Below are 25,858 nucleotides of genomic sequence, written 5' to 3'. Positions count from 1 at the left end.
CGTGTGCCTGCAGCCTAATTACCGAATGCCGCCGACCGGCACCTGGATCGCCTATTGCTTTCCGCGCATGCGCGCGGTTGTATATAAGGAACCCTGTTAATCAGGTCACAGCCGGCCATCGAAGCGAGGCGTTCATGACGATCACCGACGACAGCGTCACTCTCACCCGACCCGACGTCACTCCCGGACGGCTCTTCGTCGACGGTCACTGGCGTGACGCTGCCGCAGGTGGCCGATCCGACGTGCTCGATCCGTCGACGGGAGCGGTGCTCACCTCCGTGTCCGAGGCGTCCGCTGTAGACGTCGACGCAGCAGTGTCCGCAGCTCGCACCGCCTTCGACGACGGCCGCTGGTCGTCACTGCCCGGACGCGAACGGGCACGCATTCTGCACCGAGCCGGTCAGCTCATCCGCGAACGCGCCGACGAGATCGTTGCCGTCGAAAGCGCCGATGTGGGTAAGCCGGTGTCGTTGTGCCGCCCGGTGGACGTACTGACCTCCGCGGAGCAGTACGAGTACTGCTCCGCACTGGCTCAGACGCTCGGTGGATCGCATCGCGACACTCCGCTGTCTGCGCACGCGTACACGCGCAGAGAACCGCTCGGTGTGGTCGCCGCGATCACCCCCTTCAACTTTCCGCTGATTTTGTCGAGTTCGAAGATCGCGCCTGCACTCGCCGCGGGTAACACCGTGGTCCACAAACCCAGCGAGGACACCCCGCTCAGCGCATTGCTGATGGCTGAAATATTGACCGAGGCGGGCGTACCGCCAGGCGTGATCAACGTGGTCACCGGAACAGGTTCCGTTGCGGGAGAGGCACTTCTGCAGCATCCGGGAGTCGACAAGATCGCATTCACAGGGTCAACGGCTGTGGGCAGGCACGCTGCCGGGGTCGCAGGCCGCAATCTGGTACCGGTGACGATGGAACTGGGTGGCAACGCCGCGCACATCGTGTTCGAGGACGCCGACATCGACAAGGCGATCGGAGCGATCATCAAAGGGTTCGTCTTCAACTCCGGGCAGTTCTGCATGGGCGGCCCGCGCCTGCTCGTCCAGCGCTCCCGATACGAAACGGTGTTGGACATTCTGGCCCAGGCGGTTCCCGGTGTTCCCGTCGGCGACCCGTTCGATCCGGCCACGGTGGTCGGACCCATGGCCGGAGAGCGGCACGTGCACAAGGTCGAGGAGTACGTGGACATCGCCCGCCGCGACGGCGGCCGTATCGTCATCGGCGGGCACCGTCCAGACCTGTCCGGTACGCCCCTCGCCGGTGGCTCGTTCTACTCCCCCACCGTCATCGCCGACTTGCCCGCCACGTCGCGGGTCGTTCGAGAAGAGATCTTCGGACCCGTTCTGACGGTACAACCGTTCGACACCGAGGACGACGCGGTCCGCCTGGCCAACGGCACCGAGTACGGCCTCGCTGCCGGCCTGCAGACGACGAATGTGGCTCGCGCACATCGTGTTGCAGCACGACTGCACGCCGGCATCGTGTGGGTCAACGACTGGGCAATGCTCGACCCGGCCGTTCCCTTCGGCGGAGTCAAGAACTCCGGCTTCGGCCGTGAGTACGGCCCCGAGGGCCTCGACTCGTACACCAAGGTCAAATCCGTCGTCATCTCGCTCGACTGAATCGAAGGCTCGACCGAATCGAAAGGGCAGTGCCATGACCACAACCACAGCGGCAGTAGTCGAATCGGGCGGAGCCGCGTTCACATTGTCCCCGGTCCAACTGGGCGAACCCCGCAGCGGAGAAGTGCGCGTGCGCATCGTCGCAGCCGGCTTGTGCCACACCGATCTGGGCGTCGCCGCGGGCGGGCTGCCGTTTCCGCTTCCCGGCGTCCTCGGCCACGAGGGTGCGGGGGTCGTCGAAGCCATCGGTCCCGGAGTCACCGGCGTGCAGGAAGGTGACCACGTTCTGCTGTCGTTCACCTCGTGCGGTACCTGCGGAAACTGCCGAGCCGGTCATCCCGCCTATTGCGCAACGTGGTTGCCGCTCAACCTCATCGGCGGGGCTCGCGCCGACGGCTCCAGCACGATCACGCGCAACGGCACTGCGCTCGGAGGCCATTTCTTCGGCCAGTCGTCGTTCGCGAATCACGCGATCGTGGACGAGCGGAGCCTGGTTCGGGTCGATTCCTCCGCACCGCTGGAGATCCTGGCACCGCTGGGCTGCGGGGTGCAGACCGGAGTCGGTGCCGTGTGGAATGTGCTGCGACCACGCCCGGGAGATACCGTCGTGGTGACCGGCGCAGGCGCAGTGGGTCTTTCGGCCATCATGGCTGCCGCTCTCACTCCCGCGGCCAAGATCATCGCGGTCGATCGGGTTGCCGAACGCCTGGAACTGGCCACCGAGTTGGGAGCGACCCACGTCGTCGACGCCACTCGCGAGGACACCGCGGCAGCGTTGGCAGAACTGACCGAGGGCTCCGGCGTCGACGGAGCCATCGAAACCACCGGGAACGTAGGGGTGCTGCGCACCGCGATCGATGCCCTGGCCCCTCGTGGAACCGCCGTCGTCGTCGGCGCTCCGCCCTTCGGCACCGAGGTCCCGGTCGACGTCAACGCCATGCTGCCGGGCCGACGCATCGTGGGACTGACCCTCGGCGACAGCGAAACGCAGACCCTGATTCCGGTGCTGGTGGATCTTGTCGTGTCGGGTCGATTGCCCCTGCAGCGCTTGATCACTCACTACCGATTCGACGACATCAACTCCGCGGTGGCGGACATGATCAGCGGTGCGTCGATCAAACCGGTCCTCCTCTTCTGACCGGGCTTCCGGCATCCGGAAGTCCGCTCGCACCGGCGGGGTGGCGTGCCACACACTCGATGTCACGATCGCTGACGAGACGTCAAGCGACCGAACGACTTCTACGTGTTCAGGAGAATCGATGACGACAATCGTCCGTAACCAGTGGTATGTCGCTGCGTACAGCAGAGAAGTGGGCCGAGAGCTGTTCTCGCGCACCATTTGCAGCGAGCCCATTCTGTTGTGGCGCACCGAGTCCGGGGCTGTGACCGCAATGAGCGATCGTTGTGTGCACCGGCGGTACCCACTCTCCGCGGCCCCCAGCCACCTCGATGGCGACACCGTGGTCTGCGGGTACCACGGATTCACGTACGGCAGTGACGGCGGCTGCGTCTCTGTTCCCGGACAGAAGCGGGTGCCGAGGACGGCCAGGCTCACCACCTATCAGGTGCACGAGCAGGATTCGTTCGTCTGGGTGTGGATTGCCGACCCGGACGATCCGATCGACGGCGACATCACTCGTATTCCCCGGGCCCCGTGGATGGACTCCCCGGACTACACCGTGGTGAGCGGAATGGAGCCGATCTCGTGCAACTATCAGTTGCTCGTCGACAACCTCATGGACCTTTCGCACGAGACCTACCTGCACGGCGGTTACATCGGCACTCCCGAAGTCGCCGACACACCGATCACCACCGAGATCGACGACGATCGCAACGTCATCTACGTTTCGCGGCACATGGACGACGCCGAATGCCCACCGTTCTACTCGAAGTCCACCGGCATCGACACGCGCATCTCGCGTTGGCAGGACATCGAATACATGCCCCCGTGCCTGTATCTACTGCACAGCCGCATCGCTCCGCTCGGATCACCGCTACCCGCGGACGACGGCTCCGACGCCCACGCGTTCCACAGCGAGATCGTGTACGCGATCACTCCGGAAACCGAGACCTCGACACACGACTTCTGGGCTGTTGCTCGCGATTTCGCAATCGACGACAACGAAGTGTCCCAGTTTCTGGCCGAGAACAATCGCACCGTGGTCATGCAGGACGTGGTGGCGCTGAACATTCTTCAGCAAGCACTGGACACCGAAAAGGCCGGCTACCAGGAACTGTCGATCAACATCGATGCGGGCGGCCTCGGTGCGCGTCGGCTTCTGAGCAAACTCCTCGAGGGCTCGCGAGCAGGTGCCGAGGTGGTGTCGTGACACCGGAACCGAATCGAATGCTGCAGGGCCCCAACGTGCTGCGTGTGGTGTGGGTTCCGGGTACCGACCGGCTGCGCGGCGTCTGCCATTGTGGCTCGTCCCGGCTCGAGGAGGATCCGGCACTGCTGTGGGAGTGGTTGCTCGCGCACCCCATCGGGCACTTCTCGACCGTCGACCCCGGCCATCCCGAGTTGCCCTCGGTGCGAGGCGAACTCGTGAGTCACGTGGGGAGAGCCGAGTGACGCGAAACCTCCCCGAGTGCGACCTGGATCTGATCGTCTCGGACAAGTGCAGCGGCGCGGATGGCGTTGCCCTGCTGCAGTTGCGCAAGCCGGACGGCACAGACCTGCCGAGCTGGACGCCGGGAGCTCATATCGATCTGGAGTTGACTTCAGACATCACCCGCCAGTACTCGCTGTGCGGAAGCCCGGCCGACCGCGACACCTGGCGCATCGGAGTCCTACGAGAACCGGCATCCCGCGGTGGTTCGCTCCATGTCCACGACACCCTTGCCGTCGGCGACACCGTCCGTGTCCGTGGACCGCGCAATCACTTCGAGTTGACCGAATCCGAGAACTATCTGTTCATCGCCGGCGGTATCGGAATCACACCCATCATCACGATGGTGGCCGAGGCCGAGCGGCGTGGGGCCGGGTGGTCGCTGGCGTACGGCGGCCGGTCCCGCGACAGTATGGCGTTCGTCGACGAGCTCGTTTCCCGCTACCCCGGCAACACGACCGTGGTCCCGCAGGACGAAAAGGGACTGCTCGATCTCGACGATCTGCTCGGGACTGCGCGCGTCGGCACGGCCGTCTACTGCTGCGGACCGGGGCCCCTGCTGGACGCCGTGACCGAACGCGCGGGGCACTGGCCCGAAGGAAGCGTGCACCTCGAACGGTTCCGTGCCGACACACTCGATCGGCCGACATCGGGTGCGTCATTCGAAGTCGAACTTTCTCTGAGCCGACGAACCGTCACCGTGCATCCGGACGAATCGGTGCTCGACGCCGTGACGAACTCGGGAGTGCAGGTGCTCTCGTCGTGTAGAGAGGGAACGTGCGGAACCTGCGAAACAGCCGTTCTCGCCGGCACCGTCGACCATCGCGACACACTGTTGACCGAGGAGGAACGCGGTGCCAACGACACCATGATGATCTGTGTGTCCCGGTCGACGGGCCCCCGGCTCGTTCTCGAACTGTAGAGCTCGTTGTACGACATTCCTTACGAATCGAAGCCCGACGAATCGAAGAAAGCACTCCATGACGGCCGAGGGCCCCGCTCGCACCGGTCCGGTGGCCGTACGCGCGCTGACACTGCTGGAGGCGTTCACGCCAGAGCATCCGACCTTGACGTTGAGCGAGCTCGCTCGACGATCGGGGTTCCCGCTCTCCACCACGCACCGGCTCGCGCTCGATCTCGTCGGGTGGGGAGCGATCGAGCGCGATGACCGGACGGGCAGATTCCACATCGGTCTGCGACTGTGGGAGATCGCGTCACTCGCACCGCGGGGCCTGGTCCTCAGGGAAAGCGCGTTACCGGTCATGGAAGATCTCGCCCACGTCACTCAGGAGAACGTGCAGCTGGGAGTACGCGACGGTCACGAGGTCGTGTTCGTCGAGAGAATTCGCAGCCGTGACTCGGTGGCCCTGCGCACGCGCGTCGGCGGCCGTTTCGCATTGCCGCCCACCGGAGTCGGTCTGGCGCTGCTGGCCCACGCGCCCGCCCACGTTCAGGAGGAGGTGTGCTCGGCACCGTTGACCAGATTCACCGAGCACACCATCTGCGATCCGGACATCCTGCGGCGCACGCTGGCCGATATTCGGAGAACCGGTGTCGCCGTCAGCGACAGACAGATCACCTCGGACGCCGTATCGGTTGCCGCACCGATCTTCGACCGCAGTCGTACGATCCGCGCGGCCGTCTCGGTCGTCGTCGATGCCGATACCGCAGCCCCGCACATGCTCGCCCCGTTGCTGCGGGCCGCCGCCCTGAGTATCGAACGCGCACTGTCCCCGCCCGACATATCGGCGCGCTCGTAATGCGCGGAGCACGGTCGGTGTGATTACCCGATCTCGTGGTACCCCTGGAGTATGAGTGAATTCGCGACGGGACCGGTAGCTGCGTCCGACAATCCGCCTTCATCGGTCCCGCCGTCATGGGGACTGGAGTCGACGTTGGTGGACGACGTTCCCGGCTTCACGGTGCCGTGGCAGGGCGCACCTGCACCGAATCCGCGGGTGCTGATCCTCAACGAGGACCTCGCCAGGTCACTGGGGCTCGACCCGTCGATGCTGCGCTCCGAGCAGGGCGCAGGCGTGTTGTCCGGGGCTGTCTCACCGGCCGATTCGACCCCCTCGGCGATGGCGTACGCCGGTCATCAGTTCGGCGGATTCGTGCCGTTGCTGGGCGACGGTCGAGCACTACTGCTGGGCGAGCTGCACGACGAACACGGCCGACGAGTCGATCTGCATCTCAAGGGCTCCGGTGCCACGCCGTTCTCCCGCGGCGGAGACGGGCGCGCGGTGGTGAGTGCGATGCTGCGCGAGTACCTGATCAGTGAGGCCATGCACGCTCTGCACATCCCGACCACCCGCTCGTTGGCCGTCGTCACGACGGGTGAGCAGGTAGTTCGAGAGGCAGGTCCGCAGCCCGGCGCAGTGCTGGCTCGGGTTGCCTCGAGCCACCTGCGCGTAGGGACCTTCGAGTTCGCGGCCCGCCGCGAGGGTCTCGCGCAGAACCTCGCCGACTATGCCATCGCACGTCATTATCCCGAGCTCGCCGACCTCCCTGCAGAGGGCGCGGAGAGTCGATACCTCGCATTCTTCGAGGCCGTCGTCGACAGGCAAGCACAGTTGGTGGCGCAGTGGATGTCCGTCGGCTTCGTGCACGGCGTCATGAACACCGACAACACGACGATCTCCGGTGAGACGATCGACTACGGGCCGTGCGCGTTCATCGACGCCTACGATCCTGCAACGGTCTTCAGCTCGATCGATCACGGCGGCCGCTACGCGTACGGCAACCAACCCGCCGTCCTGGGTTGGAACCTGGCACGATTCGGCGAAACACTACTGCCGCTGGTCGATTCGGTTCCGGACCGCGCCATCAGCGCGCTGACGACGGTGTTGGACTCCTACGGTGATCGCTACCGACAGCACTACGAGAACCTGATGGCCGCCAAGCTCGGCCTCGATGGGATCGCCCCGGACAACAGTCTCCTCGACGACCTGCACGTGCTTCTGCGGGATCACCGTGCCGACTGGACCCTGACCTTCCGCGCGTTGGCGGAGAATCTGCGGGGCAACGACGCAGATTTTGCGTCACTCGTACCGCACGAGGCAGCTGCACCGTGGCTCGAACGATGGCGCGCAGCGGTGCTCGAGCGGGGCCACGACCTCCGGTTTGTCGCGGACGCCATGGACCGAGTGAACCCCGCGTACATTCCTCGCAACCACGTGGTCGACGCGGCGCTGGCAGCAGCGACCGAGGGTGACCTCGCACCCTTCGACCGCTTGTTGTCGGTCGTGACGAATCCGTTCGACGGTCGGGACGAGCTGTCGCAGTACGCCGGACCCGCGCCCGTCGACTTCAGCGCGGGGTTCCGAACGTTCTGCGGGACGTAGTCAGCTGACCGCAGCAGTTGCGACGCGATATTCGCGTCGCAACTGCTGTGCGGCACAGGGAGTTCGGGCCTACTTCTCGTCGGGATCCAGGGCGTCCTTGATCTTCCCCATGACGCCCTTCTCGGTACCCAGTGCGGCCGACGCGGGATCTCCCTTGGCCCCGTCGTACGTCGCGTACAACTTCGGATCGGGTGCAGGCGCGGATGCCTTCCCGCCCAGAGGCTGCGGATCGGCGAGGAACCCCATCTGCCGTTTGCCGTCGGGCGCAAGCCGATTCGCCCAGCCACCGGTCGAGGAGAACTCACCGTCCGAGAGGTGCCACAGATCGGTTGCGTGCTCGGATGCCTCCTCGTCGAGAAGTGCACTCGGTGCTACGACGTCCTCGAGTCCGTCGGCTTGCAACTCTTCGATGGCAGCGAGCCACAGGTTCTGATGGTGCGTATCGCGAGCGAGATTGAACTGCAGCATGGCCTTGACGCCCGGGTCGTCGGTCATGTTGTACAGACGCGCGGTCTGCAGCCGCCCTTGCGCCTCGGCGGCAACGTTCGCACGAAAATCTGCGAGCAGGTTGCCACTGGCGATGATGTACCGACCGTTCCACGGGTAGCCGTTGGAATCCGCCGGGAGCGCACCGCCGCCGGACACGATCGCCTGCTGCGGGTCCATGCCGCCCATCACTGCTGCTACCACGGGATCGGTAGCAGCGGCTTTGGTCGACTCGGTGGCCGGTGCACCTTCGAGCAGACGAGCGACCATGGTGGCCAGCATCTCCACGTGACCCATTTCTTCGGTCGCGATGTCCATGATCAGGTCCTTGTACTTGCCCTCCATGCGACAGTTCCAGCCTTGGAACAGATACTGCATGGTCACGGTCATCTCGCCGAATGCACCACCGATGAGCTCCTGAAGCTTGTGTGCGTACACAGGATCCGGCTTCTCGGGCTTGGCATCGAATTGTAGGTAGTCGGTGTGTCGGAACATAGGGACTCCAGTTCGGGTCGAAGTTCGAGCAGGTGACTCGATCCGGCTACCCGCCGAAATTCCCAGCAAACACTTTGCACTGCAAGGGTTTAGAACTCGATACACAGGTCGGGACCGCGACTTCTCCACGCCTCGACGACGGACACCGGCGGAACATCCCGGTACACAGGGCTTTCCGCAGCACCGTCCGCACGAGGGCCGCGGTGCTATCGACCTACAGGTAAGTCCCCTGCAGTGCGTCCACTGCAGCGACTCGAGGTCGCGAAGGCGTCGTCGCCGCGCCGACGACCCGACCGAGCGAGCCGGCACGCTCGACGTGCACACGTTCGCTGAGCCGTCGCACATTACGGTCGGCAGCGGAGGTGGCCAGGACGACGGTGAGGCGATACCCACGGCACAACAGCCGATGGGCTGCGTCGACGATGTACTTGGTTGCGGCATCACCGATCTCGGTGACACCGACCAGGTCGACCACCACCGGTCGGTCGGCGAGCACGGACCCCGCCAGGCAGTCTGCCAACAGGCGGGTATTGCCGGGGATCTCGAGTGCGCCCTGCACCGAGACGACGATGGGGCCGTCGTCTCCGCGGTCGACGGACATCGAAAACGACGAGGATTCGGGAATCATGGGCATTGACCTCCACAGATCGAAGACTGTGGCAGGGGAAGATCGTGGTTCGTACCGCAGTCGATTCTGCGGGCGTGGTCTCCACCCAATCACTGTGTAGGATACCTCGACTCGGGCCTGGATGCGACCACCCCTGCGTTCGGCGGGGCCGTTGGCGTGCGCTCGGGACAGGTGCGAATGCACCCGCGAGGCTCTGTATATTATGACCCCGTTCGGTCGAGTCGGGGCCGGGAGTTGACGAGTGGCTGCCTGCTGTCCATGCGGGGGCCCGACCGAAACGAGCCCACCAGATGAGTGACTTTTCCATCGAAGACGACCGTCTTCACGAAGCACCGGACGCCTCGGGTTCGGCGTTCGCCCGGATCGGGCAATACATCCAAGCGTTGCGCCGAATCAAGGGGAAGATACTGACCGGTGCCGACGTCGATGCCGTTCTTCAAGCCGTGTGCTCCGAGGTCGCAGCCGTGGTTCCCGACGCGGGTCTCGTCGGCATCACCATGCTCGACGACACCGGCCGACCGCGAACCGTGGCGTCCACCGACCCCGCTGTGCACGACATCGATTCCGACCAGTATCGCGCAGGTCAAGGCCCCTGCCTGCACGCAATCCGCAGCGGACGTATGGTTCGCGCACAGGCGCACGAGGCAGTAGCTCGCTGGCCTCGCTTCGCTGCCGCAGTGGCCGATCTGGGCGTCCACAGCTATTTGTCGGCCCCGCTGACGCCCGACGAGCACCGCCACGGGTCGCTGAACATCTACGGGACGAGTGCCGACGGCTTCGACCCACTCGACGAGGTCTCGGTGGCCCTGCTCGCCACCTCGATCGAGACCGTCATCGCGATCACCGAGCGCGCCCGGTCGGCCGAACGAGAAATCACCGGCCTGCGGACAGCGATGAAAACGAGAGCTGACATCGACCAGGCGAAAGGAATCATCATGGCGATGCGCGGAATCTCCGCCGACGACGCGTTCGCCCTGCTGTCCGAGCAGTCGCAGAACAGAAACATCAAGGTCAGCGAGATTGCGTCGGCGATGATCGAGTCGGTTGCCGAACATTCGAACTCTCGAACCGGCCTGCACGAAGAAACGAACAGTGGGTATGATTCGGACAGCGTGGTGTAGCCCCTGCCCGCAGTCGACAGCGCCGCTCGCACCGGGTTCGCCTCGGTTCTGCAATCCTTGCCGGTCTCGGTTACGCCGCAGTGCGCTGTTCGACGAACATGCCACTCACAGGGTAAGGACGGTGACCCCCTATGAAACACAACGAATTGCTCGGGCTCGGCATTACCAGCGAACACTATGACAACGCAATTGTTCTGCGGGTCAACGGAGAAGTGGATCTCGCGACCGCGTCCGATCTCGCTCATCACATCGAACAAGCTGTCACGGCAGCGCCGGCAGCCGTGATCGTCGATCTGTCGGGGGTGTCCTTCCTGGCCTCCGTCGGCATGAGCGTGCTCGTCGCAGCTCGCCGAAAGGCATGCTGCTCAACCTCGTTGGTGGTGGTCGCATCCGGGCCGACCACGGGTCGACCGATGCATCTGGTTGGACTCGATGCTGCGATTCCGATTTTCACCGATATCGATTCAGCCCTCGAGTCCGTCGGTTCGTCGCTGAGGAAGTCCGTAACCGGGGCATCGGGCTCGTCCGAGTCCGGTGCCGGGTGTCCAGAGTGTGCGACCGGCACGTCGACCGCGGATGTACACACTGCGTGAACCGGTCCGATTTCCACCGCCTACCCGTCGAGATCGCACTAGTCTTGGTCGATGACGACGGGTGACGAGGACGAGGACGAGGACCACCGTGCGTGGAACGACAAAGCGCGCAACGAAACTCCCACCCAGCAGTTGGATCGCAATTGGTCGTCGTTGCTACAGGAACTCCGTGTCGTACAGACCGGTGTACAACTTCTGACCGGGTTCTTGTTGACCCTGCCGTTCCAGGCCCGCTTCGACGGGCTGTCCACGGCCGGCCACGTGGTCTATCTGATGACGGTGTCGGCGTCGATGCTTGCGACGATCCTGTTGGTGGCTCCCGTCAGCATGCACCGACTCCTGTTCCGGCAGCGTGCAATAGGGGTCATAGTGCGCGTCGGCAACATACTCGCCATCAGCGGTCTCGCCATGTTGGGAGTGACACTGGTGGGTGCTGCCGCCCTGACGTTCGAGATAGTGCTCGGTGTGCGCGCCGCAGCCCCCGCGGCCGCTGTCGTGGCGTCGACCGCGGTCGCGTTCTGGTTCCTACTGCCCCGGATCCACCGCCGTCGATAACGTCTCGTCGACGGTGCCTCAGGGCCGGCAGTCGACGGCCGTGCGCCACCACCGATCGTCCGGCCCCACCGGCATGGCGCGCTTGTGCCGGGTCTTGTCGAACCAGCGCTCGATGGTGTCCACCGCATCGTCGTCGACGGGTCCGCCCTGCAGGTATGCGTCGATCTGTGCGTAGGTGACGCCGAGTGCTTGTTCGTCCGGGAGCGCGGGACGGTCGTCCTCCAGGTCTGCTGTCGGCACTTTGCGCCACGTCGATTCCGGTGCGTTCAGGTGCCGCAAGAGCTGCGCACCTTGGCTTTTGGTGAGACCGCTCAGCGGAGTGACGTCCGCGCCTCCGTCACCGTATTTGGTGAAGAAGCCCGTCACCGCCTCGGCCGCGTGATCGGTACCCACCACCAGAAGATTCTCCTGGCCGGCGATCGTGTACTGCGCGATCATGCGTTCGCGCGCCTTGATGTTGCCCCGTACGAAGTCGGCGATACGCGGAGTATCCAGCGCCGAGGCGGCCGAGCGCGCCGAGGCGTCGACGGCGTCGCGGATATCGACAGTGACCGTCCGGTCCGGCTCGATGAAGTCGAGTGCGACGACGGCGTCGGCTTCGTCCGCCTGAGTGCCGTACGGCAGACGCACCGCGACGAATGTGGCCTGGTTACCGAGTTCCGCGGCCTCGCGAACGGCCAGCTGAGCGAGCTTTCCTGCCAAGGTGCTGTCCTGTCCCCCACTGATGCCGAGCACGAAACCCGCTGTCCCACTCGCCCTCAGGTAGTCGGTCAGAAAGGCGACTCGGCGGCGGATTTCCTGCTCGGGATCGATCGACGGCCGAACGCCGAGCTCCTTCTGAATACGGCTACGGACAGTGCAATCGGTACTCATGTTGCGCTCCGATCTGGGTGGCGAACGGTTGTCGGTGACTCGCAGGAAGCTTGACTAGCTGTGAGCCCGTTTTCGGGCATGACGCAAGAGTGTGTCCAGCGAGAAGGCCATCGTCCGAGCCAGCACTTCTTCGGGTTCACCCTCGAAGTGCTTGCATTCGGTGCTCACGTCGCCGCGGTCGTACACCGCTGCCCACACCGTCCCCGGTGGTTGGTCTTCCTGGCTCTGCGGCCCGGCTTCGCCGGTGACGGCGATCGTCAGATGTGCGCCGACCAGCGACGCCGTCGATCGAGCCATCGCCGTCGCGGCCTGTTCGCTCACGACCGGGCCGTCGGGGACCTCGAGCAGCGTGTGCTTCACGCTCTCGTGGTACGCGACGATTCCGCCGCGATACCACTGCCCCGAGGACGGTGCCTTGCCGAGCATGGCCGCGAGATTTCCGGCGGTCAGCGATTCGGCGGTGCCGATCGCGATGTCGTACGTCTGCGCCAGGTCGGCAATCTTCCTACATACCGAGGAGGCGTCGGCCTCGGTCGGTAGACGCTGTTCTGCATCGGTGTCCATCACACACTCTCCGTACCTGATTCGTCGAAGGTGTTCGCCGGATTGTTTCAGCGACTGGTTCTGTGGGCGCGGGGCCGGAGGCTGCAGGGGTTGAACCTCCGGCCCCTGGCTCGACCGCACGGCCCGGGCGCGTACGCCGAGCTGTGTATCGACTTCCACGCACGACGGCAGTCCAAACACGGGGCTTAGGACCGATATTCGGGTCCTTATCGCAGATACCGGACCCTTGGCACGTGTTCGCGAGCAGTGCTAATTTCGGATCGACAGTCAGTTCCAGGAGGTGTGTTATGCCGAATCGACGTACTTCTGCGGGGGCAGAGCGACCGGTAGCGTTCTACTCCGACACAGACCGCGCCATGATCGACTTCGCCCTGAGATGGGTCAATCACGGAGGCGGACCGGACGACGAAATCCGGTCCGCCTTCGCGATGTCGACTCAGGACTACTACCGCACCGTGCTGGAGATCCTCGACCGCGATCCCGGCAGCGTATTCGGCGAGTTCGGCCTCAGCCCTGTCATGGTGACGCGAATCAAAGCCATTGCCAGAAGGCGCATCTGGCTCACCCGGTGATCGGCTCCGCGCTACCGGATGTCGAATCGATCGTTGTCTGCCAGCTTCGCCCACGCGGCCACGAAGTCGTCGACGAACTTGCCACCGTTGTCGGCCTGGGCGTACACCTCCGACAGCGCTCGCAGTTGTGAATGGGACCCGAACACCAGGTCGATCGATGTCGCTGTCCACTTCTGGCTGCCGGACCCACGATCCGTGCCGACGTAGGTGCCGTCCTCACTCGTCGTCCACTCGGTGTCGGAGTCGAGCAGATTGACGAAGAAATCGTTGCTCAGAACTCCGGGGCGATCGGTGAACACTCCATGGCTCGAACCACCGTGGTTGGCCCCCAAGGCTCGAAGACCGCCGAGAAGAACCGTCATCTCGGGCGCAGTCAGATTCAGCATGTAGGCGCGATCGAGGAACAACACCTGCTCGGGAGTGCTCTCCCCTGCAGCCATGTAGTTGCGGAACCCGTCGGCTCGTGGCTCGAGTACCGAGAACGATTCGATGTCGGTCTGCTCCTGCGTCGCGTCGGTGCGACCCGGCCGGAACGGGACGGTCACCTCGTAACCGGCGTCGCGTGCGGCCTTCTCGACGGCCGCATTGCCGGCCAGCACGATGACGTCGGCGAGCGAGACCTTCTTGTCACCGGCCGCCGAGCCCTCGAACTTTTCGCGTATACCGTCCAAGATTGCGAGCACCTCGCGGAGGACCTCGGGTTCGTTTGCCTCCCAACTCTTCTGTGGCTCGAGCCGAACCCGAGCGCCGTTGGCACCGCCGCGGTAATCGGTGACTCGGAAGCTGCTGACCGACGACCACGCGACACCGATGAGCTGAGCGATCGTCGAGCCCGAGTCGAGGATCGCCGACTTCAACGCAGATGCGTCCGCCTCGTCGATCAGGTCACCGTGCGCAGCGGGCACTGGGTCCTGCCACAGCTGGGGTTCGGGAACCCACGGCCCGAGGTACCGGGACACCGGTCCCATATCGCGGTGCAGCAACTTGTACCACGCCTTGGCGAACGCGAGCGAGAGCTCCTCGGGGTGATCCAACCACCTCCGAGTAATCCTCTCGTACGCCGGATCTGCCCGCATGGAGATGTCGGTGACGAGCATCGTGGGGGCACGGCCCGGACCGCCGAACGGATCGGGAATCGTGCCCGCACCGGCACCGTCCTTGGCAGTGAACTGCCACGCGCCGGCGGGGCTCTTCGTGAGCTCCCACTCGTATCCGTAGAGATTCTTCAGGTAGCCGTTACCCCACTGCGTCGGAGTCTCCGTCCAGACCACCTCGAGCCCGCTGGTGATCTGGTCCTCGGCCTTGCCCTTGCCGTAGCCGTTCTTCCAGCCGAGGCCCTGCTGTTCGATGGGGGCACCCTCGGGTTCCGGCCCGATCTTGTCGGCCGGTCCGGCTCCGTGTGTCTTACCGAAGCTGTGTCCACCGACGATGAGTGCCGCCGTCTCCTCGTCGTTCATCGCCATCCGCGCGAAGGTTTCCCGGATGTCGTGGGCCGCGGCCACCGGATCCGGCTCTCCCTCGGGGCCTTCGGGATTGACGTAGATCAAGCCCATGGTGGTGGCACCGAGGGGCTTGGAGAGCTCCCGTTCGCCGGAGTATCGCTTGTCGGTGCCCAGCCACTGATCCTCGGGACCCCAGAAGACCTCTTCCGGTTCCCAGATGTCCTCCCGACCGAAGCCGAATCCGAACGTCTCGAACCCCATGGACTCGAGCGCCGCGTTACCGGCGAACACCAGCAGATCGGCCCACGAAATCTTGTTGCCGTACTTCTGCTTGACCGGCCACAGCAACCGACGCGCCTTGTCCAGGTTGGCGTTGTCCGGCCAACTGTTCAGTGGCGCAAAGCGTTGCGCGCCCTGACCCCCACCGCCTCGTCCGTCGAACGTGCGGTAGGTGCCGGCGGCGTGCCAGCTCATACGAATGAAGAGTCCGCCGTAGTGGCCGTAGTCGGCCGGCCACCAATCTTTCGAAGTGGTCATCACCGAGATGACGTCGGCTTTGAGCTCGTCCACGTCGAGCTTCTCGAATTCCGCTTTGTAGTCGAGCTTTTCGCCGAACGGGTTCGATTTGGAGGTATGCGCATGCAGGATGGACAGGTCCATCTGCTCCGGCCACCAGTCCTTGTTCGTCAGCGGTGCGTGCGCCTTGGGCTTCGGCGACTCGATGACCGGATTCTCGCTCTCGCTGGTGCTGGCGGTCTCGGTGGCGGAGTGGGGTGGGCGTGCGTCGGAGGTCACGAATTGTCCTTTCCGATGGGCATTGTGGATGGACGATCGCGGGCTGCGATCGATCGGTCGGATGCACAACTGGGGCACGTTCCCCAGTAGGTCACCTCGGCCTCGTCGAGGACGAAACCGTGATCTCGGGCGGGTCGTGCACACGGTGGCTCACCGGTGGCGCAGTCGGCGTCGACGATGAAACCACAGGAACGGCAGACGATGTGGTGATGATTGTCTGCCACCCTGGTTTCGTAACGTGCGGAGTGACCCGCGAGGCGGATACGACGAACCAAACCCGATGCAGTCAACGCATCGAGCACGTCGTACACGGCCTGCTTCGAGACAGTGGGCAGGGTGGCGCGCGCCAGTCGCAAGATTGTGTCGGTATCGGAATGCGGTTGTGCATCAACGATATCGAGAACCAACTCTCGGGGACGCGTCACCCTCAGTCCGGCGTCACGAAGCATGCTGGCGGAAGTGCTTGCCATGGCTTTCACGATAACCACCTTCGGTCGCATCGTCGATCGTTTCCTGGAATCGGTCGATTGTCGCGGCGCGGGAACGGCCGCCTGCAGACGAGGCCGACCACCGCGATCAACCCGCGTCCTGTGCCACCGGCGAGTTCCACTCGGCAGTAGTGAAACGGGCTGCGTGAGCAGCGACGGCGGCAGCGTCTGCATTGCGCGAGAAGATCCGGCGTTGGCGTTGCGCGCCGTTCCCGAGGTGCGTCAAACGTTCGAGAGAAGTCTGCACGCACCGGAGGTCGCCTGTGCTGGTCAGCGCCGGTTCCACGTAGCGGACGAGCGATCGGAGCAGACTCGATGCCGACACCGGTCTCCCGGTGCTCGGATCCACTGCGACGCCGGTCAATCCATCCATGCGGGCACGGTGGTATGCCGCTGCGAGGTGATTGCCGGCCACGACGAGTGCCGGCTCGCCGCGGTCGATGGACCGAAGGGCCGTGACGACGAGACCGCGGACCAGTGCAGCGGACAGCACCACCTCCTCGGCGACGGCAGGTACGTCGCCGACCCGCACCTCGACCGTCGGCTGGTGGGAGCTGGGCCGTACATCCCAGTAGAGCGATGCTTCGTCGAGAATCATCCCGGTCTCGATCATCGAGCCGACCAGGTCGTCGTACTCCGCCGTCGAACTCAGGTGAGGGGGCGGACCAGCCGTCGGCCACCTGCCCCACACCGTCGAACGCCAACTCGAGTGCCGAGTGTCGACGCCGTCGTGTATAGCGCTGTTGCACGTCAACGCCAGGAGTGTCGGGAGCCAGGGTCGCACGACATTGCATACCCCGATCGCCGTCTCCTTGTCCGGCACCTCGACATGAATGTGACCCCCACACGTGGCAACGCTCTCTGCCAGTGCCCCGTAGGTCTCGGCAAGACGCCGATAGCGGGAGCCGTCCGAGATGGGCAGGCGGCCACGATCAGCAGGCGCAACCGGCGAGACACCTGCCGCCAGTAAGTGGGCACCCTGCGCCAGGGCCACCGCCGACAGCGTGGCGCGGGTGGAGATCACGTTCTCCCGCAATTCGCGAAGACACTGCAGCGGAGGCGAATTGGCCTCCACCTGCACCTCGGTCAGCTCCGAGACGGCATCGATTCCCGCAGCTCGGGCATGCGCAACGACACCGGGGCCGACCGCCACCGGACGCAGCATGTCGATGTCGGCGAGAAAGAACTCCTCCTCCACTCCAACCGTGGGGACTGCCTCTGCACTCATCGGGCGCTGTCGCCCGGGTGATCGCCGACCCCCACCGCGAGATACACCGCGGCGACGATCGTGCACGGTGCGGAACTGCCGGTCACGCCGACCGCGCAGGCGTCTCGCCTGTGCAGGAATTCGAAACCTGTTCGGATCTCGCCGGTTTCACCGCACTTCGAACGGCGTCCGCGACGCTGCGGACGCACTCCGTACCGAGGTGAGCGCCACTCGGATCGAGTTGTCGCTGCAGCTCGGGTGTACAGGCGACGATCGCGCGACACCGGTGCGCAGCGAGCCGCGAGGCAGCTGCCGAGAGGACGGGAACCACTGCGGGGTCGACGAATTCGACATCGAGCAGATCCACGACCAGCGACCGCCCGCACACGATGGCCTCCGACACGCATTCGCCTATGACCGGAATTGCCGATCTATCGATCGACCCGACGATGCGGATGACGACCGGTCCGCCGACGAGTTCGTCCACGGACAGCGCGAATGCGCCGTCCTCGGGATTGTCCGGCCCACAGAACGACAATCGAATCGATTCCGGATCACTGTGCACCGACCGTAGAAACACCATTGCCCACCTCCACCGGCTCGCGACCGGAGACTGTCGGCTGCCTCTGACACCAGTTCTCGAGAAAACGAATCTCGGACCATCAGGTGTCGAAGAGCGCGGTCGGGCACATCTCGCAGTCGCTACTTCCTGACTACGGGGCTTCTCCTCAACCGCGTGGAAACAGTGTATACACAAATGCGCCTGGCGAAACACGCTACGCTGCTGCGATTGTCGGCGGTTGACGGTTGAACCGACCGCAATCCAGTGCCCGGTAGCCGTACCGAACACGCTCCCCGCTTCGGCCGCAAGGCACGACGGTTCGGCCCGTTGTGAGCGTTCCAGCGATGGCAACTCCCTCGTGTGAGGTTTCGCAACGCGGCTGCACGTAATAGGGTGTTGTTCGACGCCCAGTTGCGATGACCGTTCTGGCCGCGTCTCGAGCACGCTGACTCCAAAATCGGGTCGGCATATCCCACACCCTTCACCGGTGCCGGGCTATGCGCCCGAAAGGGGCCGTGCGAACCCATCAGGGATCGAATCGATATGCACGTTGCGCTTGTCTCCGAACACGTGAGTCCGATAAATGATGCGGCCGGCATCGAGGCAGAACAATCGGCTGCCCAGCTCGATCGGCTGGCCTCGTCGCTTGCCCGCGCCGGCACCCGAGTCGATGTGTACACCAGGAAGCAGAACCCGGATCACGAGGACGAGCTGCTCACCCCCGACGGTTACCGGGTGGTCAACCTGTCTGCGGGGCCTGCTGTCCCGATGACCGAAGAGGAATCGATACCTCACACGAGTGCGTTCGCCTCCTCGCTCCGCGATCACTTGCTCCGAACGAAACCCGATGTAGCACATGCACATTCATGGGTATCGGGGCTGGCAACCGTACTGGCCGCCGGCGCGACGGGCGTCCCCACGGTGATGTCGTTCCACGGTCTCGCCGCGACCGACCGATCCGGGCCCCCGACGGCAGGCACCGATTCGGTGGTTCCCCGGGCGGCCATGGAGAAGAAGATCGCTCGATCGGCGAGCCGCATCATCGCGTCGTGCCCCGACGAGGCCGACATGTTGACGCGGATGGGCGTCGCCAGAGCCAAGGTGTCCATCGTCCCGACCGGGGTGGATCTGAGTGACTTCGATCCATCCGGACCGACCGCACCACGCAGCGGTGCCGCGTGCCGGGTGGCGACCGTCGGGTCGGACGCCGACGTATCGACGATCATCGAACTGCTCGGAAAACTCGACGACACCGAATTGGTCGTTGTCGGCGGCGAGCCACGCGACTCCAGCGGCGTGGCGCAGCTACGCACGGTCGCCGCAGCACACGGCATGGCCGGGCGCACGGTGTTCACCGGCCCGGTCCGCCATCGCCACATGTCGTCGCTGTTGAGGTCGGCCGACGTGTTCGTCTGCCTGTCCCCGACCGAATCGGCAGGGATCGCCACCCTCGAAGCCATGGCGTGCGGACTTCCCGTCGTCGCATACGGAGTGGGCTACGCCGGAGAGTTGGTGATCGACGGGGTCACCGGCCGCTCGATCAGGCCGGGCGACCGTCGTCGCTTGGCACGAGAGCTGGCCCTGCTGCTACGCAACGAGTCCAGGCGTTTCGAGCTGGGAGTGTCCGGATCCGACCGTGCGCAATCTCGCTTCTCGTGGGACCGCATCGCCGAGGACACTTCACGCGTCTACGAGGCAACCGCACAGACCGGGTCGACAGTGAACGCCGGGTCGACCCAGCAAGCCGGCTCGACTCACGACCATCCGGTGCCGCCGACTGCACCCTCTCGTCGGCACACGGTGTGAACAGCCGTCGAGCCTATCTGGACGAGCGTTCCTTGTTCGATTCGGAACCGAGGTCGACGAGTTCTGCGGCCAAGGTGGCCACCGGGACGTTCTGGGTTTGCGACAGCCGTGAAATCAAGTCGAACGCCTGTACCGCATCGATTCCGTACCGCTCCATCAACATGCCCTTGGCTTGGCCGATGATGTCCCGTGAAGCCAAGCCGGACTTGAATTGCTCGGTCTTGTTCGCTGCATACAACGCCACCGCAGCGTGGGTTGCGAGCACGCGACCGAGTTCCTCGTCCTCGTCGCTGAACGCATCACTGGTCAGTGCGAACAGATTGAGCGCCCCGATGGTGTCCTCGTTGGTGTAAAGGCGGAAGGACAGGCTGCTGAGAACCCCTGCGCCCACCGCCTCCGGACCGAAACGTGGCCAGCGGGAATCGGAGCGGAAGTCGTTGCACCGCACGAACAGCTCGCTTCGTGCGGCATCGATGCACGGCCCCTCGTCGAGGCGTTCCTGCATTGCGTCCAGGCGCACCGGCAGCTCACTGGTCGCGGCGTGCGACTGGTACTTCTTCGGCCCCGCCACCACGAGAATGTCGGCGCAATCGACCGCGGGTATCAGAGATCGGGCGCTCTCCGTCACGCCGCGCAGAGTCTCGTCGAGACTGGACGGTGCGAAAAATGACCTCGTCGCTTCGGCAATCGCCTGTGTGAGGTCGCGAGCTGTCATCGATCGATCGGGTCCCATACCTGACGATGCTAGTCAACAGGAATCGACCGCTCGACGGTTGAGTCCACCGGAAGCGGGGCATGCAGAGCGCAGCAACCAACCGACCGACGATCAGGAGTGCTCATGACCATGCCGACCGATGCAGGTGCAGAGATCCCATCCGAGGGCAGCAACGACGGTCCGCGCGAAGAATTTTCCGACGAGGCTGCAGTCGGTGCTCACGTCGACGAAGAGAACGTCCCACACCCGCCCGAGGACGACACGCAGAACTGATTCATCGGGCGGTCGGGGTCAGGCGGAAGATCGGAAACCGCCTGCCCTCGGCCGTCTCCGTGTATTTCGCGAATCCGTCCGATGCGTCGAGGAATTTCTGCCACTGCCGGTCCCACTCGGATTCCGGAATCTCGTCGGCGTCGACGGCAACGGTGCGAATGCCTCCGTCCCCGGGTGTCTCGATGTCGATGGCCGGATGGGCTCGCAGATTGTGCACCCACGCTGGATCTTTCGGTGACCCGGCAGCCGAGCCGACCACCAACCAGCTCTCTCCCTCCGGAATCGCCATGAGCGGGTTGAGCCGCACCGCGCCGCTCTTGGCACCGATCGTGTGTAGAACAACGAGCGAATCACCGAAGCCGGCCGTGGACACGTGGCCATTGTTGCTTCGGAACTCGTCGATGATGATCTCGTTGAAGTCGGCCATGGGCCGATTATGCCGCCGATGCGGCGCGGCCACTCCGCTTTTCGCCGGCGTTCGACGGTGTCAGTTTCCCGGTATTCCGTCCTCGTGATCGACGAGCAAAGACAACGACTCCCAATTCTCCTGCACGGCAGCGGCCGCGCCGTCCGCGTCACCCTCACTGCACAGCGTGATGATTCGTTCGTGTTGGGCTATCGAATCGCGGCCCACCAGCGAGGCGAACCGTAGTCGTTCGAGCCGGCGCAGGGTCGGCGTCACCTGCTCGAGAACCGTGACCACGACCAGATTCTGACTCGCTTCGACGGCGACTGCGTGGAACGCGTCGTCGCCGGCCAGCGCGAGGTCCACATCGCCTCGGGTGAATGCGGCGGCGAAATCCTTGTTGGCGCGACGCATCGCGGCGATGTCGCGCTTGTTCATCAGCGGTACAGCCGTCCGGACCGCGAGTGCATGCATCGATGCCGCGACCGCCTGCGCGTCCAGCACCGCCTTGCGTTCGATGGTCGACACGATGGTCGAACGCCCGGGCTGGGTGTGTACGAGGCCCGCCAGTTCCAGCCTGGCCATGGCGTCGCGAATAGGTGTACGCGACACTCCGAGCCACTGTTCGAGTTCGGCATCCCGCAGCCGCTCGCCGGGCGCGAAGGTGCCGTCGACGATGGCGTCGCGAATCGAGACGTAGGCGTTGTCGCGCAGCAGGGAGCGCTTGTGTTTTCCGAGCTCGACGGGGACCGGCATGCAAAATATCGTAGCCCACCGCTTTCGCTGGCGAGGCGTCCCACGTACAGTATGCGATATATTGCATCCTGCATGACACACCGATCAAAGGAGAACCACGTGGCGATCGCGGACTTCGAGCGTTATCCCCTCACCTTCGGCCCGAGCCCGATTCACCCGATGGAACGATTGAGCGCACACCTCGGCGGGGCCAAGATCTGGGCCAAGCGAGAAGACGTCAACGCAGGATTGGCTTACGGCGGCAACAAGACTCGCAAGCTCGAGTACATCGTCCCGGACGCTCTCGCGCAGGGTGCCGACACATTGGTCTCGATCGGTGGCGTGCAGTCCAACCACACGCGGCAGGTGGCTGCGGTCGCGGCAAAGCTCGGACTCAAAGCAGTTTTGGTGCAGGAGAAGTGGGTCGATTGGCCGGATTCGGTCAACGACAAGGTGGGCAATATCCTGCTCTCCCGCATCATGGGTGCAGATGTCCGCCTCGATCCGTCGGGCTTCGGAATCGAATTCAAGGACAGCTGGCAGAAGGCCATCGAGGACGTCGAGCGAGCGGGCGGCAAGCCCTACGCCATTCCCGCAGGCGGCTCCGACCACAAGCTCGGCGGACTCGGCTTCGCCAACTGGGCGTACGAAGTACAGAAGCAGGAAGAGGAGCTCGGCGTCTTCTTCGACACGATCGTCGTGTGCAGCGTGACCGGGTCGACGCATGCCGGCATGATCGCCGGGTTCGCCGGACAGGAACGGCCACGTCGAGTGATCGGCATCGATGCGTCCGCCAAGATCGCCCAGACCCGCGATCAGGTCGCCCGAATCGCCCGTAACACTGCAGAACTCATCGAACTGGGACGCGAGCTTCGCGACGACGAGATCACCGTCCTCGAAGGCTGGGCCGGCGACTACTACGGAATTCCCGTCGACTCCACGATCGAGGCGATCAAGCTCACCGGCCGTCTCGAAGGCGTGATCATCGACCCTGTGTACGAGGGCAAGTCCATGGCCGGACTGATCGATCTGGTTCAGCAGGGCGATATCGGCAAGGACTCCACCGTTCTCTACGCACACCTGGGTGGCCAGCCCGCCCTCAACGCCTACAGCGGAATCTTCTGAGCTGGACTTCGCGGTACCGGTGCCCGAGGATCGACAGGTGATCCTCGGGCACCGAACCTGTTTCTGCACCGGCCGACCCGAGTCGGCACGACGAGCGAAGGTGTACGCATGAGGCAGCGCTCCGACGAGTTGGACTCGCTGAGTTGCCGAATCACGGCGGCGCTGCAGGTCAATCCCCGGGCGTCCTGGGTCAGCATCGCCGAGGCGCTCGGTGAACCCGAACGCACCGTCACCCGACGCGGCAAGGAACTACTCGATTCCGGAGACGTGCGCGTGGTCGGCGTCATCGGCGCGACAGGCGCGGTCGTTCTGCGAGCTCGATGTCACGTCGGTATGGCACGTGCCGTGGCAGTCGGGTTGGCGCGCCGCGACGACACGATGTTCGTGTACGCCACGTCGGGGCACGAGGAATGCGTCGCCGAAGTCCTGGTCGACGATGCCCATCTGGCGGATCTGATGCTCGACGACTTACCCGGCATCACCGGGATCAGACGCATTCGGGTAGATCCCATCACGCGGGTCTATCGCTCGGTCCGCGAGTGGCGGCCGGCGATTCTCAATTCGCACCAGATCGCGGCTCTGACGCCTCCCGTACACGAGGGCTACCAACCGGACGGCCGTGTGGGACCGGAGATCTCGACCCTGCACCGCAGCATTCTGCGCGTCCTGGCCGAGGATGCCCGGACGCCCACCTCGGACATCGCGCGCGTCGTCGGCGCTACCGAGAACACTGTCCGACGCCACATGGACACTCTGGAACAGACCAACAAATCCCGACTGCGGGTGGTCGTCGAGCCGGCGCTGCTGGGGTATTCGGCGGAAGCCCTTGCCTGGGTCAAGGTTCCGCCTCGACACCACGAAGCACTGGTCGAGCTCTTGCTCGCACATTCGGAGGTTCGATACGCGGTGGCCCTCGCGGGCTCGGACAGTCTGCTCGTCAACCTCGCGTGCCCGGACCGAATGGCGTTGCATCGCATGACAACTGCGTCGGACTGGGCCGCCCTGGCCGACGCGATCTCGGTCGTGTCGATTCTGCGGGCCACCAAACGCAGCGGCAACCGTCTGCTGGCCGCGGACTCCGCGTCGTACCTGTATTGATCCGGTACGACGCGGCAGTCACTGCGGTCAACGGATCGGTGCGCCGGGGCCGAGCGGGATGCCGAGCATGTACCAGACTGCGAACAACGCCGCCCACACGATCAGCATGCCCAGCGCGACGGGGATGGTGAACGAGGCGAGGGTACCGATGCCCGCATTCTTCTTGTAGCGCTGGATGAGTCCGAGGGTGAGCACGAAGTAGGCCGACATCGGAGTCATCGCGTTGGTGCAGGAATCGGCGATTCGGTAGACGGCCTGGGTGGTTTCGGGGTTGACGTCGATGTACATGAGCATCGGCACGAGAACCGGGGCCAACATCGACCACATCGCCGAACCGCTGGTGACGAGCAGGTTCATCACCGAGATCAGCACCAGCATCATGGCGAACACCACGAGGGGGTGTAATCCCCCGGCTTTCAACAGTTCCGCACCCTCGACTGCGACAACGTTGCCGATGCCGGTCCACTTGAAGTAGGCGAGGAACTGCGATATCGCGAAGAACAGCACCAGGATCGGAGCAAGGGTCTTGATGCCGACGGCCATCGATTCCGGAATCTCACGGAGCTGCCGAAGACTGCCGGTGGTGCGTCCGTACACCCATCCGACCAGGACGAAGGCGATCGCGATGAAGAACGCGATGTTCTGCAGCACGATCGACTGTACGAACCCGCCGTCCTCACCACGCAGCGGCGACGAGGGAGGAAGCAGTGCCGCGACGACGACGGCCACGTACACCGCCAAAGCTGCTCCGGCGCGGCGCATTCCCTTCTTCTCGATCGGCTCGAGATCGAGTGCCAGCTTCTCCGCTCCGTCCTCGACGCCCTCGTCGGCATCGAGATTCATGTGCTTGGCCATCACCAACTCCACCACCAGGGTGATGAAGATCGAAATCACCAGTGACGACGCGAGACTGAAGAAGTAGTTGTCCACGGGGGTCACGCTGTAGTCGGCGTCGACGATCTGAGCGGCGGAGGTCGTCAACGACGACATGATGGCATCGCTGGGTGTGATCAACGGTGACGCGTTGTAGCCACCGGCGATGGCCACGAACGCCACCATCATGCCCAGTACCGGACTTCGGCCCGCTGCTTTGAACGCCATTGCCGCCAGCGGAAGGACGACGATGAATGCCGCGTCGAACATGACGTGAGACATGGTCCCGGCGAAGGCAACCGAGAACGTCACCCACTTGGCGGGCAGCTTCACGATGGTGGCGCGCAGCAGCGTGGTGAGCACACCGGAATGCTCGGCGACGGACACGCCGAGGATGACGGTCACGATGATGGGGAGCGGCGCGAACCCCGCGAAGTTGTCCAGTGCCGTCCCGAAGATCATGGCTACGCCGTCACTGCTGAGCAGGCTGCGAACCATCGACACCTCACCGGTGCTGGGTAGCACCACCCCGGTGCCCAGTGCGGCCAGGATCGCGCTGACCACTGCCAGCACTGCGGCCAGAAGCCAGAACAGCAGGAAGGGGTGCGGCAGTTTGTTGCCGACGCGTTCGATGCTGGACACGAGACGGAACAGTGTCTTCAGTCCCCAGGGCATTCGTGTTTCGGGCGCATCCGCAGTTGCCGGTGGACCGTCGATCTGACTGGACATGATTGACTCTCTTTCGCATACCGTCGGATTGCGACCGAGCCCCGGGCTCGGATGTCCTGCTCACTCAAGTCGGTTCACGTTGCCGATATGTTGCATGTGTGAAATTTTCGGCCGTCTGAGCGAAACCGCCAAT

At 64.4% G+C, this 25,858-nt stretch carries 27 protein-coding genes; 15 read left to right on the top strand and 12 right to left on the bottom strand.

What is annotated here, in order from left to right:
- The first annotated feature begins 134 nt into the window (after positions 1-134).
- The 7 genes from CH268_RS01490 (at position 135) to CH268_RS01460 (ending at position 7,584) form a co-directional block, all read left to right on the top strand.
- Positions 135-1,631: an aldehyde dehydrogenase family protein gene (locus CH268_RS01490; RefSeq protein WP_094662117.1), complete on the top strand. Its 1,497-nt coding sequence runs from the start codon at positions 135-137 to the stop codon at positions 1,629-1,631.
- Between the two features lie 34 nt (positions 1,632-1,665).
- Positions 1,666-2,769, top strand: a complete 1,104-nt coding sequence (locus CH268_RS01485; protein WP_094662115.1) for an NAD(P)-dependent alcohol dehydrogenase — start codon at positions 1,666-1,668, stop codon at positions 2,767-2,769.
- 121 nt (positions 2,770-2,890) lie between these two features.
- Positions 2,891-3,961, top strand: coding sequence for an aromatic ring-hydroxylating dioxygenase subunit alpha (locus CH268_RS01480; protein ID WP_094662113.1), 1,071 nt, complete (start codon positions 2,891-2,893; stop codon positions 3,959-3,961).
- Positions 3,958-4,203, top strand: a complete 246-nt coding sequence (locus CH268_RS01475; protein WP_201245408.1) for a hypothetical protein — start codon at positions 3,958-3,960, stop codon at positions 4,201-4,203. Before CH268_RS01480 ends, CH268_RS01475 begins: the two co-directional genes overlap by 4 nt.
- A complete protein-coding gene (locus CH268_RS01470) occupies positions 4,200-5,162 on the top strand; it encodes a PDR/VanB family oxidoreductase (RefSeq protein ID WP_094621543.1) in 963 nt (320 codons plus the stop codon). Before CH268_RS01475 ends, CH268_RS01470 begins: the two co-directional genes overlap by 4 nt.
- Before the next feature lie 58 nt (positions 5,163-5,220).
- Positions 5,221-6,000 (top strand): IclR family transcriptional regulator, encoded by a 780-nt coding sequence (locus CH268_RS01465; RefSeq protein WP_052054635.1) that lies wholly within the window; start codon positions 5,221-5,223, stop codon positions 5,998-6,000.
- 51 nt (positions 6,001-6,051) lie between these two features.
- Complete coding sequence (locus CH268_RS01460) at positions 6,052-7,584, top strand: protein adenylyltransferase SelO (RefSeq protein WP_094662111.1); 1,533 nt, start codon at positions 6,052-6,054, stop codon at positions 7,582-7,584.
- A gap of 69 nt (positions 7,585-7,653) precedes the next feature.
- Here the strand turns inward: CH268_RS01460 and CH268_RS01455 are convergent, their stop codons facing one another.
- Both CH268_RS01455 and CH268_RS01450 read right to left on the bottom strand, forming a co-directional pair.
- Positions 7,654-8,565 (bottom strand): manganese catalase family protein, encoded by a 912-nt coding sequence (locus tag CH268_RS01455; protein ID WP_032369153.1) that lies wholly within the window; start codon positions 8,563-8,565, stop codon positions 7,654-7,656.
- 214 nt (positions 8,566-8,779) lie between these two features.
- Complete coding sequence (locus CH268_RS01450; protein WP_072692057.1) at positions 8,780-9,193, bottom strand: hypothetical protein; 414 nt, start codon at positions 9,191-9,193, stop codon at positions 8,780-8,782.
- A 290-nt stretch (positions 9,194-9,483) separates the two neighbouring features.
- On the opposite strand from CH268_RS01450, the gene CH268_RS01445 reads away from it, so the two are divergent.
- The 3 genes from CH268_RS01445 to CH268_RS01435 all read left to right on the top strand — a co-directional run bounded on the left by CH268_RS01445 (position 9,484) and on the right by CH268_RS01435 (position 11,462).
- Positions 9,484-10,314 carry a GAF and ANTAR domain-containing protein gene (locus CH268_RS01445; protein WP_094662109.1) on the top strand — a complete coding sequence of 277 codons (831 nt, stop codon included), beginning with the start codon at positions 9,484-9,486 and terminating at the stop codon, positions 10,312-10,314.
- Positions 10,315-10,445: 131 nt separating this feature from the next.
- Positions 10,446-10,907: an STAS domain-containing protein gene (locus CH268_RS01440; RefSeq protein ID WP_094662106.1), complete on the top strand. Its 462-nt coding sequence runs from the start codon at positions 10,446-10,448 to the stop codon at positions 10,905-10,907.
- Positions 10,908-10,958: 51 nt separating this feature from the next.
- A complete protein-coding gene (locus tag CH268_RS01435) occupies positions 10,959-11,462 on the top strand; it encodes a DUF6328 family protein (protein ID WP_032366828.1) in 504 nt (167 codons plus the stop codon).
- Positions 11,463-11,480: 18 nt separating this feature from the next.
- Here CH268_RS01435 and nadE read toward each other — a convergent pair whose 3' ends face one another.
- The gene (gene nadE / locus CH268_RS01430) at positions 11,481-12,335 is read right to left on the bottom strand and encodes an ammonia-dependent NAD(+) synthetase (protein ID WP_094662104.1); all 855 of its coding nucleotides are present in this window, start codon (positions 12,333-12,335) and stop codon (positions 11,481-11,483) included.
- Between the two features lie 54 nt (positions 12,336-12,389).
- Complete coding sequence (locus tag CH268_RS01425; protein WP_094662102.1) at positions 12,390-12,899, bottom strand: CinA family protein; 510 nt, start codon at positions 12,897-12,899, stop codon at positions 12,390-12,392.
- A 287-nt stretch (positions 12,900-13,186) separates the two neighbouring features.
- Between CH268_RS01425 and CH268_RS01420 the strand changes: the two genes are divergently transcribed.
- Complete coding sequence (locus CH268_RS01420; RefSeq protein WP_048317425.1) at positions 13,187-13,471, top strand: DUF3263 domain-containing protein; 285 nt, start codon at positions 13,187-13,189, stop codon at positions 13,469-13,471.
- An 11-nt stretch (positions 13,472-13,482) separates the two neighbouring features.
- Here the strand turns inward: CH268_RS01420 and katG are convergent, their stop codons facing one another.
- From katG to CH268_RS01400, 4 genes are all read right to left on the bottom strand, one after another.
- Complete coding sequence (gene katG / locus CH268_RS01415; RefSeq protein ID WP_094662100.1) at positions 13,483-15,708, bottom strand: catalase/peroxidase HPI; 2,226 nt, start codon at positions 15,706-15,708, stop codon at positions 13,483-13,485.
- Entirely contained in the window at positions 15,705-16,178 is a 474-nt protein-coding gene (locus tag CH268_RS01410) for a Fur family transcriptional regulator (RefSeq protein ID WP_045842162.1), read from the bottom strand. Before CH268_RS01410 ends, katG begins: the two co-directional genes overlap by 4 nt.
- Before the next feature lie 106 nt (positions 16,179-16,284).
- Positions 16,285-17,424 carry a carboxylate-amine ligase gene (locus CH268_RS01405; RefSeq protein WP_072692056.1) on the bottom strand — a complete coding sequence of 380 codons (1,140 nt, stop codon included), beginning with the start codon at positions 17,422-17,424 and terminating at the stop codon, positions 16,285-16,287.
- Between the two features lie 82 nt (positions 17,425-17,506).
- Positions 17,507-17,986: an STAS domain-containing protein gene (locus CH268_RS01400; protein ID WP_052063090.1), complete on the bottom strand. Its 480-nt coding sequence runs from the start codon at positions 17,984-17,986 to the stop codon at positions 17,507-17,509.
- A gap of 549 nt (positions 17,987-18,535) precedes the next feature.
- Between CH268_RS01400 and CH268_RS01395 the strand changes: the two genes are divergently transcribed.
- A complete protein-coding gene (locus CH268_RS01395) occupies positions 18,536-19,771 on the top strand; it encodes a glycosyltransferase (protein ID WP_176457815.1) in 1,236 nt (411 codons plus the stop codon).
- 13 nt (positions 19,772-19,784) lie between these two features.
- Here CH268_RS01395 and CH268_RS01390 read toward each other — a convergent pair whose 3' ends face one another.
- Positions 19,785-20,486: a GAF and ANTAR domain-containing protein gene (locus CH268_RS01390; protein WP_228139349.1), complete on the bottom strand. Its 702-nt coding sequence runs from the start codon at positions 20,484-20,486 to the stop codon at positions 19,785-19,787.
- A gap of 123 nt (positions 20,487-20,609) precedes the next feature.
- On the opposite strand from CH268_RS01390, the gene CH268_RS27685 reads away from it, so the two are divergent.
- Complete coding sequence (locus CH268_RS27685; RefSeq protein WP_176457814.1) at positions 20,610-20,759, top strand: hypothetical protein; 150 nt, start codon at positions 20,610-20,612, stop codon at positions 20,757-20,759.
- A 1-nt stretch (position 20,760) separates the two neighbouring features.
- On the opposite strand, the gene CH268_RS01385 is transcribed toward CH268_RS27685, so the two are convergent.
- Both CH268_RS01385 and CH268_RS01380 read right to left on the bottom strand, forming a co-directional pair.
- Entirely contained in the window at positions 20,761-21,186 is a 426-nt protein-coding gene (locus CH268_RS01385) for a nitroreductase/quinone reductase family protein (protein WP_032369160.1), read from the bottom strand.
- A 60-nt stretch (positions 21,187-21,246) separates the two neighbouring features.
- Positions 21,247-21,921, bottom strand: a complete 675-nt coding sequence (locus tag CH268_RS01380; RefSeq protein WP_027495702.1) for a GntR family transcriptional regulator — start codon at positions 21,919-21,921, stop codon at positions 21,247-21,249.
- A 99-nt stretch (positions 21,922-22,020) separates the two neighbouring features.
- Between CH268_RS01380 and CH268_RS01375 the strand changes: the two genes are divergently transcribed.
- Both CH268_RS01375 and CH268_RS01370 read left to right on the top strand, forming a co-directional pair.
- Positions 22,021-23,025, top strand: coding sequence for a 1-aminocyclopropane-1-carboxylate deaminase (locus CH268_RS01375; RefSeq protein WP_032381509.1), 1,005 nt, complete (start codon positions 22,021-22,023; stop codon positions 23,023-23,025).
- Between the two features lie 108 nt (positions 23,026-23,133).
- Positions 23,134-24,123, top strand: a complete 990-nt coding sequence (locus tag CH268_RS01370) for an Lrp/AsnC family transcriptional regulator (RefSeq protein WP_037219067.1) — start codon at positions 23,134-23,136, stop codon at positions 24,121-24,123.
- 27 nt (positions 24,124-24,150) lie between these two features.
- Here CH268_RS01370 and CH268_RS01365 read toward each other — a convergent pair whose 3' ends face one another.
- The gene (locus CH268_RS01365; protein ID WP_080729091.1) at positions 24,151-25,725 is read right to left on the bottom strand and encodes an AbgT family transporter; all 1,575 of its coding nucleotides are present in this window, start codon (positions 25,723-25,725) and stop codon (positions 24,151-24,153) included.
- Positions 25,726-25,858 lie beyond the last annotated feature (133 nt).

Origin of the sequence: Rhodococcus sp. 06-1460-1B (assembly GCF_002258475.1) — a bacterium.
GTDB lineage: Bacteria > Actinomycetota > Actinomycetes > Mycobacteriales > Mycobacteriaceae > Rhodococcoides > Rhodococcoides fascians.
Note: the sequence above shows the minus strand (reverse complement) of the source record. Positions and strands in the feature narration are given on the sequence as shown.

What these genes read in the sequence shown, in the direction of transcription:
- CH268_RS01425 (WP_094662102.1), bottom strand. Translation starts at nt 12,899, where the DNA reads ATGGACACCGATGCAGAACAGCGTCTACCGACCGAGGCCGACGCCTCC.
- CH268_RS01365 (WP_080729091.1), bottom strand. Translation starts at nt 25,725, where the DNA reads ATGTCCAGTCAGATCGACGGTCCACCGGCAACTGCGGATGCGCCCGAA.
- nadE (WP_094662104.1), bottom strand. Translation starts at nt 12,335, where the DNA reads ATGAGTACCGATTGCACTGTCCGTAGCCGTATTCAGAAGGAGCTCGGC.
- CH268_RS01370 (WP_037219067.1), top strand. Translation starts at nt 23,134, where the DNA reads ATGAGGCAGCGCTCCGACGAGTTGGACTCGCTGAGTTGCCGAATCACG.
- CH268_RS01465 (WP_052054635.1), top strand. Translation starts at nt 5,221, where the DNA reads ATGACGGCCGAGGGCCCCGCTCGCACCGGTCCGGTGGCCGTACGCGCG.
- CH268_RS01405 (WP_072692056.1), bottom strand. Translation starts at nt 17,424, where the DNA reads ATGAGTGCAGAGGCAGTCCCCACGGTTGGAGTGGAGGAGGAGTTCTTT.
- CH268_RS01440 (WP_094662106.1), top strand. Translation starts at nt 10,446, where the DNA reads ATGAAACACAACGAATTGCTCGGGCTCGGCATTACCAGCGAACACTAT.
- CH268_RS01480 (WP_094662113.1), top strand. Translation starts at nt 2,891, where the DNA reads ATGACGACAATCGTCCGTAACCAGTGGTATGTCGCTGCGTACAGCAGA.
- CH268_RS01385 (WP_032369160.1), bottom strand. Translation starts at nt 21,186, where the DNA reads ATGGCCGACTTCAACGAGATCATCATCGACGAGTTCCGAAGCAACAAT.
- CH268_RS01390 (WP_228139349.1), bottom strand. Translation starts at nt 20,486, where the DNA reads ATGACAGCTCGCGACCTCACACAGGCGATTGCCGAAGCGACGAGGTCA.
- CH268_RS01460 (WP_094662111.1), top strand. Translation starts at nt 6,052, where the DNA reads ATGAGTGAATTCGCGACGGGACCGGTAGCTGCGTCCGACAATCCGCCT.
- CH268_RS01420 (WP_048317425.1), top strand. Translation starts at nt 13,187, where the DNA reads ATGCCGAATCGACGTACTTCTGCGGGGGCAGAGCGACCGGTAGCGTTC.
- CH268_RS01380 (WP_027495702.1), bottom strand. Translation starts at nt 21,921, where the DNA reads ATGCCGGTCCCCGTCGAGCTCGGAAAACACAAGCGCTCCCTGCTGCGC.
- CH268_RS01445 (WP_094662109.1), top strand. Translation starts at nt 9,484, where the DNA reads ATGAGTGACTTTTCCATCGAAGACGACCGTCTTCACGAAGCACCGGAC.
- CH268_RS01410 (WP_045842162.1), bottom strand. Translation starts at nt 16,178, where the DNA reads ATGGCAAGCACTTCCGCCAGCATGCTTCGTGACGCCGGACTGAGGGTG.
- CH268_RS01490 (WP_094662117.1), top strand. Translation starts at nt 135, where the DNA reads ATGACGATCACCGACGACAGCGTCACTCTCACCCGACCCGACGTCACT.
- CH268_RS01400 (WP_052063090.1), bottom strand. Translation starts at nt 17,986, where the DNA reads ATGGTGTTTCTACGGTCGGTGCACAGTGATCCGGAATCGATTCGATTG.
- CH268_RS01435 (WP_032366828.1), top strand. Translation starts at nt 10,959, where the DNA reads ATGACGACGGGTGACGAGGACGAGGACGAGGACCACCGTGCGTGGAAC.
- CH268_RS01450 (WP_072692057.1), bottom strand. Translation starts at nt 9,193, where the DNA reads ATGATTCCCGAATCCTCGTCGTTTTCGATGTCCGTCGACCGCGGAGAC.
- CH268_RS01455 (WP_032369153.1), bottom strand. Translation starts at nt 8,565, where the DNA reads ATGTTCCGACACACCGACTACCTACAATTCGATGCCAAGCCCGAGAAG.
- CH268_RS01485 (WP_094662115.1), top strand. Translation starts at nt 1,666, where the DNA reads ATGACCACAACCACAGCGGCAGTAGTCGAATCGGGCGGAGCCGCGTTC.
- CH268_RS27685 (WP_176457814.1), top strand. Translation starts at nt 20,610, where the DNA reads ATGACCATGCCGACCGATGCAGGTGCAGAGATCCCATCCGAGGGCAGC.